General features: G+C 33.5%; 13 protein-coding genes. 10 read left to right on the plus strand and 3 right to left on the minus strand.

Translation table 11 applies throughout. From position 1 onward, the window contains the following. Window positions 1–57 precede the first annotated feature (57 nt). From QYS49_RS01305 to QYS49_RS01315, 3 genes are all read right to left on the minus strand, one after another. On the minus strand, window positions 58–1,551 hold the full coding sequence (locus QYS49_RS01305) for a sodium:proton antiporter (RefSeq protein ID WP_308349819.1): 1,494 nt from the start codon (window positions 1,549–1,551) through the stop codon (window positions 58–60). Window positions 1,552–1,627: 76 nt separating this feature from the next. Beyond that, on the minus strand, window positions 1,628–2,854 hold the full coding sequence (locus tag QYS49_RS01310; protein WP_308349820.1) for a Glu/Leu/Phe/Val dehydrogenase dimerization domain-containing protein: 1,227 nt from the start codon (window positions 2,852–2,854) through the stop codon (window positions 1,628–1,630). Window positions 2,855–2,942: 88 nt separating this feature from the next. Beyond that, window positions 2,943–4,025 carry an anhydro-N-acetylmuramic acid kinase gene (locus QYS49_RS01315; protein ID WP_308349821.1) on the minus strand — a complete coding sequence of 361 codons (1,083 nt, stop codon included), beginning with the start codon at window positions 4,023–4,025 and terminating at the stop codon, window positions 2,943–2,945. 35 nt (window positions 4,026–4,060) lie between these two features. On the opposite strand from QYS49_RS01315, the gene QYS49_RS01320 reads away from it, so the two are divergent. The 10 genes from QYS49_RS01320 to QYS49_RS01365 all read left to right on the plus strand — a co-directional run bounded on the left by QYS49_RS01320 (window position 4,061) and on the right by QYS49_RS01365 (window position 14,319). Continuing rightward, window positions 4,061–4,777 carry a type III pantothenate kinase gene (locus tag QYS49_RS01320; RefSeq protein WP_308349822.1) on the plus strand — a complete coding sequence of 239 codons (717 nt, stop codon included), beginning with the start codon at window positions 4,061–4,063 and terminating at the stop codon, window positions 4,775–4,777. Further along, a complete protein-coding gene (gene bamG, locus QYS49_RS01325) occupies window positions 4,746–6,059 on the plus strand; it encodes a BamG family beta-barrel-assembly machinery protein (protein ID WP_308349823.1) in 1,314 nt (437 codons plus the stop codon). Before QYS49_RS01320 ends, bamG begins: the two co-directional genes overlap by 32 nt. Before the next feature lie 12 nt (window positions 6,060–6,071). Continuing rightward, window positions 6,072–7,376 (plus strand): tetratricopeptide repeat protein, encoded by a 1,305-nt coding sequence (locus QYS49_RS01330; RefSeq protein ID WP_308349824.1) that lies wholly within the window; start codon window positions 6,072–6,074, stop codon window positions 7,374–7,376. A gap of 69 nt (window positions 7,377–7,445) precedes the next feature. Next, entirely contained in the window at window positions 7,446–8,060 is a 615-nt protein-coding gene (gene lptC, locus QYS49_RS01335) for an LPS export ABC transporter periplasmic protein LptC (RefSeq protein ID WP_308349825.1), read from the plus strand. A 204-nt stretch (window positions 8,061–8,264) separates the two neighbouring features. Next, entirely contained in the window at window positions 8,265–9,539 is a 1,275-nt protein-coding gene (locus tag QYS49_RS01340; RefSeq protein WP_308349827.1) for a hemolysin family protein, read from the plus strand. A 77-nt stretch (window positions 9,540–9,616) separates the two neighbouring features. Then, window positions 9,617–11,728, plus strand: a complete 2,112-nt coding sequence (locus tag QYS49_RS01345) for a SurA N-terminal domain-containing protein (protein WP_308349828.1) — start codon at window positions 9,617–9,619, stop codon at window positions 11,726–11,728. A gap of 168 nt (window positions 11,729–11,896) precedes the next feature. Next, complete coding sequence (locus tag QYS49_RS01350) at window positions 11,897–12,163, plus strand: DUF493 domain-containing protein (RefSeq protein WP_308349829.1); 267 nt, start codon at window positions 11,897–11,899, stop codon at window positions 12,161–12,163. Window positions 12,164–12,224: 61 nt separating this feature from the next. Then, entirely contained in the window at window positions 12,225–12,443 is a 219-nt protein-coding gene (locus QYS49_RS01355) for a 4a-hydroxytetrahydrobiopterin dehydratase (protein ID WP_308349830.1), read from the plus strand. Window positions 12,444–12,475: 32 nt separating this feature from the next. After that, complete coding sequence (rsmI, locus tag QYS49_RS01360) at window positions 12,476–13,159, plus strand: 16S rRNA (cytidine(1402)-2'-O)-methyltransferase (protein ID WP_308349831.1); 684 nt, start codon at window positions 12,476–12,478, stop codon at window positions 13,157–13,159. Then, complete coding sequence (locus QYS49_RS01365) at window positions 13,156–14,319, plus strand: lipoprotein N-acyltransferase Lnb domain-containing protein (RefSeq protein ID WP_308349832.1); 1,164 nt, start codon at window positions 13,156–13,158, stop codon at window positions 14,317–14,319. The genes rsmI and QYS49_RS01365 overlap by 4 nt, the downstream gene beginning before the upstream one ends. Window positions 14,320–14,407: the final 88 nt, after the last annotated feature.

A 14,407-nucleotide genomic window follows, 5' to 3' on the forward strand; every position in this document is an offset into this window, starting at 1 on the left:
ATGCTACTGTACTTTTCTTTTGTAAAAGTTTAATAATTCTTATACCTGAAATTTATTTTACCTAATAAACAACAACCAAACCAATAGTAGTAAAGGCAATAAGAAAGGAATAGAGAATCTGATAATATAACCAAAGAAAGACGGCATTTTAATACCAACCTGTTCAGCAATTGATTTCACCATGAAGTTAGGTCCATTTCCAATATAAGTCATAGCTCCGAAGAAAACTGCTGCAATTGAAATTGCTGTCAAATCAGCAACTGAGTCATAAAACACACCCCCATTTGCAAATTGAGTTACTTCAGTTAATACAGAAATACTCCCCCCTTGTGAAGCCATAGCCGCTGCTAAGAAATTCAAGTAAGTAGGTGCATTATCTAAGAAGCCGGAAAGAACACCTGTTCCCCAATAGAGTGTATTATGAGTGATTAAAGCAGCTCCAGTTTCAGATTTTGCAAAATCTCCTACTAAGTCTAATGCCGGCATCATAGTACCAAAAATACCCACGAAAATAAATGCAACCTCTCTAATTGGCTCAAAACTGAATTCATTAAGCTCATGCACTTTATCCTTAGCAAATTTATAAGACAGATAGGTCACACTAAGCATAATTATCTCACGAATATATGAGAATTCCTGACCATCATAAGTTATGCCAGGCACCCATGAGAAAACATTAGGATCAATGAAAACAGAAACGATAATCACCGCCAACCAAATGAAATTTCTTTTCCCTGTGATAGTGATCTTATTATCAAAAACTTCATTTTCATCCTCTTCAACTCCTGATTTATTTCTTTTATCAAGAAAATAGAAGGCTACCGATAATATTGAAAGAGCAAATATCCAAGCTGGCCAGTTGTGTTCTAGTGTCCAGAAAAAAGGAACCCCTTTTAAAAACCCTAAGAAAAGTGGTGGATCACCAATTGGGGTTAAAGAACCTCCAATATTACTGACCATAAAAATAAAGAATATAATATGATAAGCTTTTATTCTGTTTTTATTTAAACGAATGAATGGGCGAATTAAAAGCATTGATGCCCCTGTAGTTCCAATCAAGTTAGCCACAACTGAACCTATCAAAAGCATGGCAATATTCACAACAGGTGTTGACTTTTTATTCACCTTAATAACAATACCACCTGAAGCAATATATAAGGAAGCCAACAAAGAAATAAATTGAAAATATTCAAATGCAGCGTGAACAGGACTATGCACATTGTGAATTACAAATAAATAATAGCTCACTACTAATACTGCCAAAATCACTGCAATTTTAGGATAGTTTTTATGCCAGAAATGTTCATAAAACAATGGCCCTGTTGCTATCATTAAAAGCAGTAGCACGAAAGGAATGACCGTCCAAGCCGGAGCCGAATGACTTTCCTCTTCTTCACTATCTACATTTTCAGAATGTCCTTCCTGACTGCTACCTGCTTCCACTAATTCAGTAGAAGTATTAGGTTCCGCGGAAAAAGACTTTGGAACAAAAATAGTGGTAAATACTAAGGTCAAAAATATTGCTGAAATAGAAAATAGTGATGTTCTCATGCAAATGATTTTTCAAGAGTCCTCAAGTTAGGAAGTTTCCTATAAATATACTTAAGAGGATTTGATTAATTAAATGTTAAATTAATTGACTTAAGGCGATTTCAAAAGAAGTCTTTGAAATATTAACATCCGAATTACTAGCCTCAAACGTTTTACGGAGAGCTCTTTCAATTGTTCTGGATGTATCCTCAAAAATAGCTTCATCCGTGATTTCTGCGTTTGTGGTCATCAAATAAGCAAAAACTCTAGCCATTCCACAATTAGCAATAAAATCAGGAATTACAGCTACTCTATTATCAGCATAATCCGCAATTGGCCCAAAAAATATTCCTTTATCTGCAAATGGAACATTTGCTCCTGCAGCTATTACTTCTAGTTTAGAATCCAGCATTTCATCTAAGTGCTCTTTTGTAATGAGCCTTGAAGCTGCTGCTGGAATAAATACTTCAGCCTCCAAAGACCAAATCTTTTCATTTATTTCTTTAAAAGGGATTAAATCATCAGAAATTAATTCATTCCCTTTTCTATTTAAGAATAATTCAGTGAGCGCATCCATACTAAAACCGTCAGTATTGATTAAGCCACCATTTCGGTCAATAATTCCTACAATTTTAACTCCTGCTTGAGCCAAGAAATAAGCAGCAGAAGCTCCTACATTTCCCCAACCTTGAATAATAGCTCTCTTTTCATTTAAGTTACCCCCCCAAATATGATAATAATGTTCAACTGACTTTGAAACCCCGTAGCCGGTGATCATATCTGCTATAGTATATTTCCTTTTAATATCAGGACTGTAATTTGGGGCTTCTATTACTTTAATAACGCCCTGTCTTAATTGTCCAAGCTTTTTGATTTTTTCTGGTTCAGTTGCATTATAATGACCATTTACAACTCCTTCTTGTGGATGCCATAAACCATATTGTTCTGTAATAGGAATTACTTCATGTATCTCATCCACATTCAAATCACCACCAGTCCCGTAATAGTTTTTTAATAAAGGAATAACCGCTTTATACCATCTTTCTAGAACTCCTTTTTTTCTAGGGTCATTAGGATCGAAATTAATACCTGATTTAGCCCCACCAATTTCAGGTCCTGAAACAGTAAATTTCACCTCCATTGTTTTAGCTAAGGATTCAACTTCATGTTTATCGAGCCCTGGTCTCATTCGGGTTCCTCCGCCTGCTGCACCGCCTCTTAGTGAATTAATAACCACCCATCCTTCTGCTTCTGTTTCAGGATCTTTCCATTCAAATACTATTTCAGGTCGTTTATTCTCAAATTTCTCTAAGAGTTCTTTCATTTTTATTCAATTTAGTCGGTTCGTAAAAGTTTTTTGATTAAAATTCTTCATCTATGTTTCCAAAGCGCCAAAACTACAAAAATATATTTCAAATATCGCCTAGCTTTTGACCAGATACTGTATTAGAATGAGCACCGGTAACTGAAGCCAAAGTGTTCCATTCATTTCTTACATTTAAAACACCTAAAAATGCAAAAATCAAGGCTTCTTTATAGTTTACAATTTTTTGATCAGCCACAACAAACTCAAAATTATGATCTAGCTTGGATTGAAGTCTTTCAATCAAGAAATGATTAAATGCTCCACCACCTGTCAATAAAACTTTACCCCCTTTTTTAGCTGAAACCAGAACATCATGAATCTGAGTTGCTATATGTTCAACAGCAGTAGCAAGCATGTCCTCCAAACTGTATTTAGATTGGTCGATTTTAGAAAGGATATCCGGTTCAATCTGCTCTATCCCCAAACTTTTAGGGGATTTCTTTTTTAAAAAGGAGAATTCATTCCATACTCCTAGTAGTGAATTAATGACCTCTCCTGATTTAGCTATCAATCCTTTATCATCGTATTCTAGGTCTTTTAAATTAGCAAGCCTATTTAAAAGAATATTGCAAGCACAGATATCATAAGCAATCCTCTCGTTTTCTTCATTTTGGTAAGATAAATTAGCTATTCCTCCAAGGTTAATACAAAAATCATATTCATTAAATAGAAGTGCATCACCAATTGGCACCAAAGGTGCTCCTTGACCACCTTTTGCGATATCTAAAGTTCTAAAATCAGAAATAACAGGACAACCTGTAATAGCATGAATAAAATTTGGATTCCCTATCTGCAAAGTCAAGTGATTTTCAGGAACGTGAAAAACAGTATGACCATGAGAGGCTACGAAGTCCACTTTTAATTTATTTTCAGTGATAAACTCTTTAACAGCCTCTCCCATCCATCTCCCTAACGCTACATCTAAAATATTTAAATCTAGTCCATTAAGTTTTATAGACTCACTTAATTTAGATTTCATATCTTCAGGGTACGGTTTTGTATCAAAATTTAAAACTTCCCATTCCCATTTCTGATTTGATAAAAGTTCAAATTTACAAAATGCAATATCCAGTCCATCCAAGGAAGTTCCGGACATTAAGCCAATAGCATTATAGGTGTGCTTTTGCATAAAATTATTTAATTTTAATTTTTAATATAGGAAATATGAACTTAGCCATAGATGTAGGCAATACTAAAACTAAAATAGGTTTTTTTAAGGAAGACCGCTTAGAATCTACCAAAACTTTTGAATCACTTTATGAGCTCAATCAGTTTTTAGATTCTAAAAAAATAGATTCTACCATAATTTCCAGTGTTAATACTGCCTATGATAAAATTTTAGAAGAATTACCCTCGCTTCAAAAACCAATTCTATTGAATACTGAGACGCCATTGCCTTTCAAAAATCAATATAAATCCAAAACCATAGGGCTTGACAGATTAGCTGCTGTGGCAGGTGCTCAATTATTACATCCTAATAAGAATGTTTTAGTGATAGATTTAGGGACTTGTATTACTTATGAATTTCTTGAACAAGGAAAAACTTATCATGGAGGCGCAATTTCTCCTGGAATGAATATGCGTTTTAAGTCCATGCATAATTTTACGGCTCGTTTACCGTTGGTTAAACCTGAGGAAGTGGATGATTGGATTTCCAATTCCACAGAAGGGTCTATGCTAAGTGGTGTAGTCCATGGGATTCGAGCTGAGATTGATACTTATATTCAAGAAGTTGAAAGCAAATATGCACCGCTTAAGGTAATAATCACCGGAGGAGATGCAAAATTCTTTGAATCTAAAATAAAAGCTACCATCTTTGCAATCCCTGAATTAGTTTTAGTGGGTTTAAATGCGATTTTACGATATAATGTACCAGTATAAAACGGGCTTAATAGCAAGTATAATATCCATCATATTTATTTCATCATCTTATTCTCAAGAGCTGATCTCTCCTTATTCAGCTTATGGTATGGGTTTGTTGTCAGAAAAAGGATTTGTTTCTAATAATGGAATGGGAAATGCAGGCATTGCTTATCAAAGCCCCTGGTTTATTCCTGTTTTAAATCCAGCCTTATTAGGCAGTCAAAGATTTAGTTCCTTTGAAGCAGGTCTTAGCATCAGTCAGAATAATATTAATGATGAAGTAACTAGATTTCGACAGGTAAATGGTGGATTGAAATACGTATCATTAGCTTTCCCAATAGTACCTGGGAAATATGGCATATCAATTTCATTAAAGCCATTAAGCTCTAAAAATTACGAAATTTTACAAAGAAGGAGATCTGCTGATAATGATCCACAAGCTGAAGTAACACGTTATCAAGGAAGCGGAACTATTTCACAGTTCAGTTTATCGAATGGATGGAATATTAATAAAAATATAGCCATTGGAGTTGAAGCAAACTACAACTTTGGTAATTTAACAGACAGAACAATCTACGAAGATATAATTAATGGAGCAGATACAGTTTCCATTCCTTATCTAGTATCTGCTGAAAACACAGATAATTTTTCTGATTTCTCATTTATATTTGGAACTAAGTTAACAAAGAAATTAGGGGAAAATTATCTATCCTTAGGTCTAACATATGATTTAGAAGCTAATTTAAATACAACTCGAAATACTTATTTACAATTGCTTACTTCCTCTGAAACGCCAGTTACTCAGTTAAATGATTCTTCATCTTTTATAACTTCTGGTTTAGAGGGCACTACCACATTACCTCAGAAATTCAGTGGTGGAATATCCTATATGAGCCCAAATAAATGGGCAATAATGGCAGATTTCACCTATCAGGACTGGAGAGAATATCAAAGTTTTGGAAATTTTGAAAGTAATTATGTAGAGCAAATAAAAATGAACGTTGGCGCTGAATATACACCTAATGTCCAGTCAGGTACACGTTATTTTGAAAGAGTTACTTATAGAGCCGGTATTAACATTTCCAACGGCCCAATCGTTATCAATAATAATTCAATAAATTCTTTTGGCATTACTTTTGGTACTACCTTACCGATAACTAAAATTTCAAATATTAATTTAGCATTTGAGGTTGGTCAAAGAGGGACCTTGTTAAACAGTTTAGTTCAAGAAAATTATTTGAATTTTAATTTAAGTTTTACTTTTAACGATAGATGGTTTTTACGAAGACAGTTTGATTAAATTTTAAGAAAGATGAAAAAGATTCTATTAACATTAACAGTTTTAATTGGTGTTCAAGCCTTAACGTTTGCACAAGAAGGTTGGAACTGGCCAGAAGATTCGGATAAAAAAGCAATAGCAATTGAGAAAAATGCGCTTTATTCGGATATGCTTACTGCAGAAAAATATGAAGCAGCAAAACCTCCATTAGACTGGTTATTAAAAGAGACTCCAGACTTAAACCCTTCTATTTATATTCAAGGTGTGAAGGTATATGAAAATCTGGCAGAGATTACAACAGGCCAGCAGCAAAAAAATATTCAAGACTCTGTTGTGGTTTTATACGATTTGAGAATGAAATATTTCAATGACGTTGAAAATGTTACCAACAGAAAAGCAAATGATGCTTATAATGTATGGAAAGAAAGAAAGGATAAATATAAAGACTTATATGAGATTGAGAAAGAAGCAATCGAAATGTTAGGCGCCAAAAGCTTTACTTCCAATACTATTTATTATATGGATGCTGCTAGAAGATACAAATTAACTGGTGGGCCATTAACTGATTTAGATATCATAGGAATTTATGATCAGATCCAAGGAATTTTGGATGAAATGGAAGCTAATGGTGAAAGCAAACAAAGTATTCAGAAAGCCAGAGATTATGTTGAGAAATTATTCAACGCATCCGTAACTATTGACTGTAATATTATTGATGAAAAATTACACCCTAAATTCATCGAAGACGGTAGAAAAGTTGAAGACGCTGAAAAAATTGTAAAATGGGCCTTAGCTGGTGGTTGTACAGGATCTGATTCTTTTATCGATGCAGCAAAAGTAGTACAAAAAAACACTCCTGAATTCGGTTTAGCTAGAATGATTGCTCTAAGATTGAAAGCAAAAGGAGATTTAAATGGTGCTGAAAAGTATTTCTCAGAAGCTTTAGGATTAACTGAAGATAACATCAAAAAAGCAGATGTTCAAATAGAGCTTGCAGATATCGCTTCTAAACAAGGAAATAAATCACAAGCAAGAACTTATGCTTATAATGCATTAGAGTCAGATCCATCTAGAAAAGAAGCTTATACTTTAATTGGTGATTTATACTTAAAAAGTTTCCAAGACTGTAAAGGTGGACAAGATGTGGTAAAAGATAGAGCGGTTTATATTGCTGCTTATGACATGTATCAAAAAGGTGGAGACGCTAACAGAATGGGAGTAGCTAAAGAGCAATTCCCTTCAAATGAAGATATCTTTAACTACGATTATGAAATTGGTGATGAAATAGAAGTTGGATGTTGGATAGGAGAAACTGTCCAAGTCCGAATCAGGGACTAATATTCATCTTTTAAAAGATAAGCGGTCTTGATTTAATAATATCTTGACCGCTTTTTTTATTTTTGTGCTATGAAGAATTTCTATTTTTCCTTACTTATAATTTTTATTCAATCATGTTCTTCAGGTTTAGAATCTAAACAGAAATTTGAAGAATATTCTGGCCCTACAATGGAGGCAGATACCGTACAAATAATATATTCTGATTCTGCAGTAGTTAGGGTGATTGTGAAAGCTACCAAACAGTATGAATTTGAAAATGGCGATAGAGAATTCCCTAATGACATATTTATTGAATTCTATGAAACTGATGGGGCCATGTCTTCTACTTTAGAAGCAAACTCCGCTTATTATACAAAAGAAACAGACATTTATAAAGCAGAAGGTGATGTAGAGGTGATTGGATATATAGATCCCAGAAAAATGAACTCAGAAGAATTATTATGGGAACCACAGAAAGAAGAAATTTATACAGATAAATTTGTGCGGATTCAATCTGAAGATCAAATATCCACTGGTACAGGTCTTGTTGCTAAGCAGGATTTTTCAAGTTATAGAATTTTAAACCCGAGTGGAACCATCTATTTAAAAGAAGATTCTAGCGCCCAAGAAGAACAAAAAATGGGAATAGAGAAAGACACTACTACAAAAAAGAACCTTAAAAAACGAAATGTCCCCAAAGAATAGAAATAATAAAAATTCAACCGAAAACCCTAAGCCTAATTTTATAATTATCGGCTTAGCTTTTGCTTTCTTTGTCATCGGTATACATCAATCCCTTACTGTTGGATTCGAATATTCTTATTGGATTTTTATGTTATCCATAAGTCTCTTACTTTTACATAGATATCTTAAACAAAAAAAGCAGCAAACACCGGACTCAAAAAAATAATGGAAAGCAGTTATTTATTATATATTATTATTTCACTACTCTTTTCTGCATTCTTTTCAGGAATAGAAATTGCTTTCGTTTCATCAAATAAACTGCATATAGAGCTACAAAGCCAACAAGGAATTATTTCAGGTAAAATTCTTTCAAAATTTTTAGAACGGCCGTCTTCATTTATTGGAACAACACTTATTGGAAACACCATTTCATTAGTGGTTTATGGTATCTATATGGCCAAAATGATTGAACCAATATTAATAGGTAATCTCCCTCTTTTCTTTCAAAATGATATCTTCATTTTACTGGCCCAAACTTTTATCTCTACTATATTCGTATTGTTTATAGCAGAATTCACACCTAAAAGTATATTTCTACTCAACCCAAATGGCTTATTATCATTTTTTGCATTACCTCTTTGGCTCATTTATTATGTCACTTATCCAATTGTATTTTTTATAGTTAGTTTATCAAAGCTATTTATTAAATATGTATTGAGATTAAAATACGAGGAAGATAAGCCTGTTTTTGGATTAACCGATTTGGATCACTTCGTAAAAAACACAGTCCAACTAGACCATCAGGAAAGCAAAGTAGAATTAGATAAGAAGATTTTTAATAATGCGCTAGAATTCAAAACTATTAAAGTTAGGGAATGTATGATTCCTAGAACTGAGGTAGTTGCTGTAGATATTGAAGACACTATTGAGGAATTAAAGGATGCTTTTAATGATAGCGGCCATTCCAAGGTTCTTATTTACAAAGATACGATTGATGATGTTATTGGGTATTGCCATTCACTTGCCTTATTTAAAAAACCTTCCACTATCAAAGAAATTCTTACGCCAATAATTATAGTGCCTGAAACTATGCCTGCAAATGAATTGATGATCCAATTTATACAAGAGCACAAAAGCTTGGCTTTAGTGGTAGATGAATTTGGAGGTACTTCTGGCATTGTAAGCTTAGAGGATATTATTGAAGAAATTTTTGGTGAGATTCAGGATGAACATGATGATGAAGATTTAGTAGAAGAGCAAGTTTCTGCCGATACATTTATTTTCAGTGCCAGATTAGAAATAGATTATATAAACGACAAATATTATTTAAATCTACCTGAAGGCGATTATGACACCTTAGGGGGGTTTATTCTATCAATAACAGAAAATTTCCCTCAATTAAAAGAGGAAGTAAGTAGCCCTCCTTTTCGATTTGTGATTGATAGTATGGAGGAAAACAGAATCAATCAAGTTAAATTAATTATCACAAACCCAAATTAAGCTAAAAGTAATAAATGGAATCACTTTGATATTAATCATTTATACTATTATTTTGCGAATCTTTGAAATAAACAAACATGGGAGTATTTAATACATTAAGAGTAAAAATGGGGTCGGTATTGATCGCCCTAATAGGATTATCCATTTTAGCTTTCTTGCTAACTGATTTGCTTGGGCCCGACTCAATGCTTTTAGGTGGCGGGAGATCCAATGACGTGGGTGAAATAGCTGGAGAAACTATCAACTTACCTGAGTATCAGCGTAAAGTTGAAGAGTTTAAGAACAATTTCAGAGCTGGGAACGGCCGTGCACCTTCTGATCAGGAAATGACTTCTATTCGTCAACAAGCATGGGATTTTCTTATTATTGAGAAAGCATTTCAAGAGCAATATGATGAATTAGGTCTTGAGGTTACTAATGAGGAATTAGTAGATATGGTTCAAGGTAATAACATCAGTCCTATCGTAAGACAGAACTTCACAAATCCTGAAACAGGAGAATTTAATAAAGAGCAAGTGGTTAATATCATAAGAAATATTGCTCAAGCTCCTGCCGAACAGCAAGCTCAGTGGTATTCTTTTGAATCTTCATTGGTTCCTGCTAGAGCCAGAACTAAATATGATGAATTATTGGCTAGCTCTAATTACATTACACAAGCTGAAGCTCAAAGGGCTTATGAAAAAGAAACTGAAAGCGCAGAAGTAGAGTATCTATACGTTAATTACAGTGTAATTGCAGATTCTTTAGTTTCTCCATCTGATTCAGAATTAAAAAGCTATTATAATGAGCATAAAGATCAATACGAATCTGATGCGACAAGAACAATAAGTTATGTGAGCTTTGAATTACTTCCGTCTGGAGAGGATTCTACTTACATAAAAGAAGAAATCGAGGAAATTAAAAAAGAATTTCAGAAAGTGGAAGATGATTCAGCTTATGCTCGTGTAAATTCTGACAGAAGCAATTCTTATAAAACATATCCAATAGCTCAGCTTCCTAAAATATTAGCATCAAACACTAATATTTTAAAAGAAGGTGATGTGATAGGCCCATACATAGAAAATGGTGCTTATATCTTATATAAAACTTCTAAAATTTATGATGATACTGTTTCATCTGTGAAAGCAAGCCATATTTTAATAGAGGCTGAGGACGACAGTGATGAAGCAGATTCAAAGGCAAAGAAAGAAGCACAAGAAGCATTGCAAAAAGCTTTAAGTGGTCAAGATTTTGCAGAATTAGCTAAAGATTTAAGTGATGGACCTTCAGCTACTAGAGGTGGTGACTTAGGTTGGTTCAAAGAAGGACAAATGGTAGATGAATTTAATGAAGCTGTTTTCGCTAAATCAGGAACAGGTGTTATAAATAAGCTTATCAAGACTCAATTTGGCTACCATATCATTAATGTAACTGAAGAAAAAACAGCTAAAACTTATAAAATAGCTACTATTCACAGAGATATTATTCCGACTGAAACTACTAGAGATAAATTATATAGAAAAGCAGACTTATTTGCAGCTTCAAATAGCAGTTATGCAGAATTCACTGCATCTGCTGAAGAAAATAATTATAGGGTAAGAAGTTCAGGTAAAATGAGTCCTAGTCAAAGAACAATTGGAACATTAGGTTCGGCAAGACCTTTAGTTAGATGGGCGTTTACTGATGCTACTGTTGGAAAAGTATCTGATGTACATGAAACAGACACACATTTTGTAGTGGCAGTTTTAACTAACAAAACTGAAAAAGGAACTTCTGATTTTAACGAGGTTAAAGCTTTAGTTACCAGAGAATTGAAAAAAGAATTGCAAGGTGAAAAAATTAAAGAAAAATTATCTGGTCTGTCAGGTTCATTAAATGAAATAGCTGCTGCTTATGGAAGCGATGCAAATGTTTACAGCGCTACTGATGTTAATATTTCTTCCAATTCACTTCCAAATGTGGGTCAAGCACCTAAAGTAATAGGAACTATTTTCGGTTTGGAATTAAATACTCAGTCGCAACCTTTAGAGGCAAATAATGGTATAGTAATCGTAAAAGTTCTAAATAGAACACCAGCACCAGAAATAGCAGATTATGCTTCTTATAAAGAGCAATTAGCGCAAAGCAGAAGCAGTAATGTTTCCTTTGCAATTAAATCTGCAATTGAAGAAAAAGCTGATATAGTAGATGAAAGATATAAATTCTATTAATTAGAGCCTATTTGGCAATTACATGAGAATCATTGGATCAACTAGAAAATCAGAATCAAATGACTAATCTTAGTGTAATTAAATTTTAGAATTCATATATTTTATTATATACTTAATGTTATAAGGGGCTTTTTAGCCCCTTTTTTTGTGATAATAATTATTTAAATAATGAGTAAAGAAAAAGATATCGAATCTTTCAGAGAAAAATTGGAAGCCGTTTCAGAATGGCCTAGTCTTTATATGTTCAAATTCATCATTGAGGCAGACAAGCAGGATGAAATTAAAGATATATTTGAAAATCATGAGATAATTGTTAAACCTTCGAGTAAAGGTAAATACGTGAGCTTGACCATTAAAATATTAGCGAATTCTGCTGAACAGATTATTGAAAAGTACATGGAGACCAATAAGGTGAAAGGGGTTATTGCTTTATAATCAATGGAGTTAATGTAACAAATCATTTTCACAGCGGTTACAAATATAAAAGCAAAACATTATGTGGAAAGAAGAAAACAATACACTAAAGAGAACATTAGAATTTAAAGACTTTACTGAAGCATTCGGCTTTATGGCTAAAGTAGCCATTATTGCAGAAAAAATGGGACATCATCCGAATTGGTCAAATGTATATAATAAAGTGAGTTTTGAATTGACTACTCATGATAAGGGAAACACCATTACCGAAAAAGAACAGAAAGCTTGCGGAGGAAATTGATAAATTAGTTTAGAAAATCTTTAATTTTGGGGATGGAGCAATCAGAAACTCAACTTTACTTGGTGCCCACCCCTATTGGCAATTTGGCGGATATGACCTATCGCGCAGTTAGTATCTTGAATAATGTTGATGTAATACTAGCAGAAGACACAAGAACTTCTGGGAAACTGCTAAAGCATTATGATATTAAAAAGCCGCTTCAGAGTTTTCATATTCATAATGAGCATAAAAAGGTAGAGCAAGTAATTGAAGAATTAAAAGCTGGAAAAATAATGGCATTGATTTCCGATGCCGGAACACCCGGAATCTCTGATCCGGGTTTTTTATTGGCTAGAGAAGCCTTGAAAAATGGCATTAAGTTAGAATCCCTCCCAGGAGCTACTGCCTTAGTACCAGCCCTAATCAAATCAGGATTTCCAAATGATAGATTTATATTTGAAGGTTTTTTACCTCACAAAAAAGGAAGAAAAACAAGAATAGAAAACCTTAGGGAGGAAGATCGCACGATCATTTTTTATGAATCGCCTCATCGTTTACTCAAAACATTAAAACAACTGGCAGAGGCTATGGGAGAAGATCGTATGGCATCTGTTTCAAGAGAGCTTACAAAGTTATTTGAGGAAACTATCACAGATACATTGGAAGGCTTGATTACACATTTTGAAAATACTCCCCCCAAAGGAGAAATTGTATTGGTTTTAAATGCTAAATCATGATTAAAAGATTATTATTAGGATTATTATTATTTGCTTCATTTGAAGCTTTCGCACAAAACAAATTATCTGAAAATGCTGAAATGAGTTTGATTACCGTAGCTCCTGGTGACGAACTTTATTCTGGCTTCGGGCATTCGGCATTATGGGTGGAAGATAAAAGCAAAGGCTTAAGTGTAGTTTTCAATTATGGAACTTTTGATTTTGAAACACCTGGTTTCTATATGAAGTTTGTAAGAGGAAAGCTAGACTATATGCTTTCGGCTGGAAGTTTATCCTACCTAGTAAATTCCGCTAAAGCAGAAAAAAGAACCGTTATTCAACAAAAGCTCAATTTAAGCTTAACTCAGAAAAATGAAATTTACAACTTCCTTTTAAATAATATAAAACCCGAAAACAGATTTTATCAATACGATTTTTTCTTTGATAATTGTTCCACTAGATTCAGAGATCTACTAGAAGATGTTTTGGGAAATGGTTTGGTTTGGGAAAGAGATGCGGAAGGGCTTACATTCAGAGAATATCTAGACATTTATTTGGCCAATAAACCTTGGCAAGATTTCGGAATCGATCTGGTTTTGGGCCAACCCACAGATGAAATTGCGGACAAAAGAAATGAAATGTTCCTTCCCGATTTATTGATGTTACATTTTGATGAAGCCACTTATAATGGAAACCCTATAGTTGAGGATAAAATCATTATATATGAAGCAGAAGAAGAGGAAGCAAAGCTAGGTTTTCAAATTCTTCCTGAATATATTACTTGGTTCCTATGTCTATTTGGAATTTTCCTAAGCGTTAGACATCATAAATCTAATCTGAGCGATGTTTGGTTCAATAGATTATTATTTGTCATTTCAGGACTTGTAGGCTGTTTAATCTTCTTTTTATGGTTTTTATCAGACCACGTAGCCACCGTCAATAATTGGAATATTATATGGGCTTTTCCTCTGAATGTGATTTTAGCTTTTATACTTTTCAAAAAACCAGCAAAAAAATGGCATACAGTTTTTTATGCGATATTTGGAATTGCTCAATTTATGATTTTAGGCTTTTTCTATACTTTACCACAAGCCATGCATGCAGCAGTTTTGCCAATTGTATTATATTTTGCATTTAAGTCCTTTAATCTTCTTTACAGAACTAAAAAAATGAATGTATAACGGTTAAGCCCAACTTATTACTTGAGATAACATAGAAGCTTACTTTTCAAGCTAAACTTTAACCACAAAAGAATTAACAGAACACAAT

Source organism: Marivirga salinae (assembly GCF_030503855.1).
GTDB classification, from domain to species: Bacteria; Bacteroidota; Bacteroidia; order Cytophagales; family Cyclobacteriaceae; genus Marivirga; species Marivirga salinarum.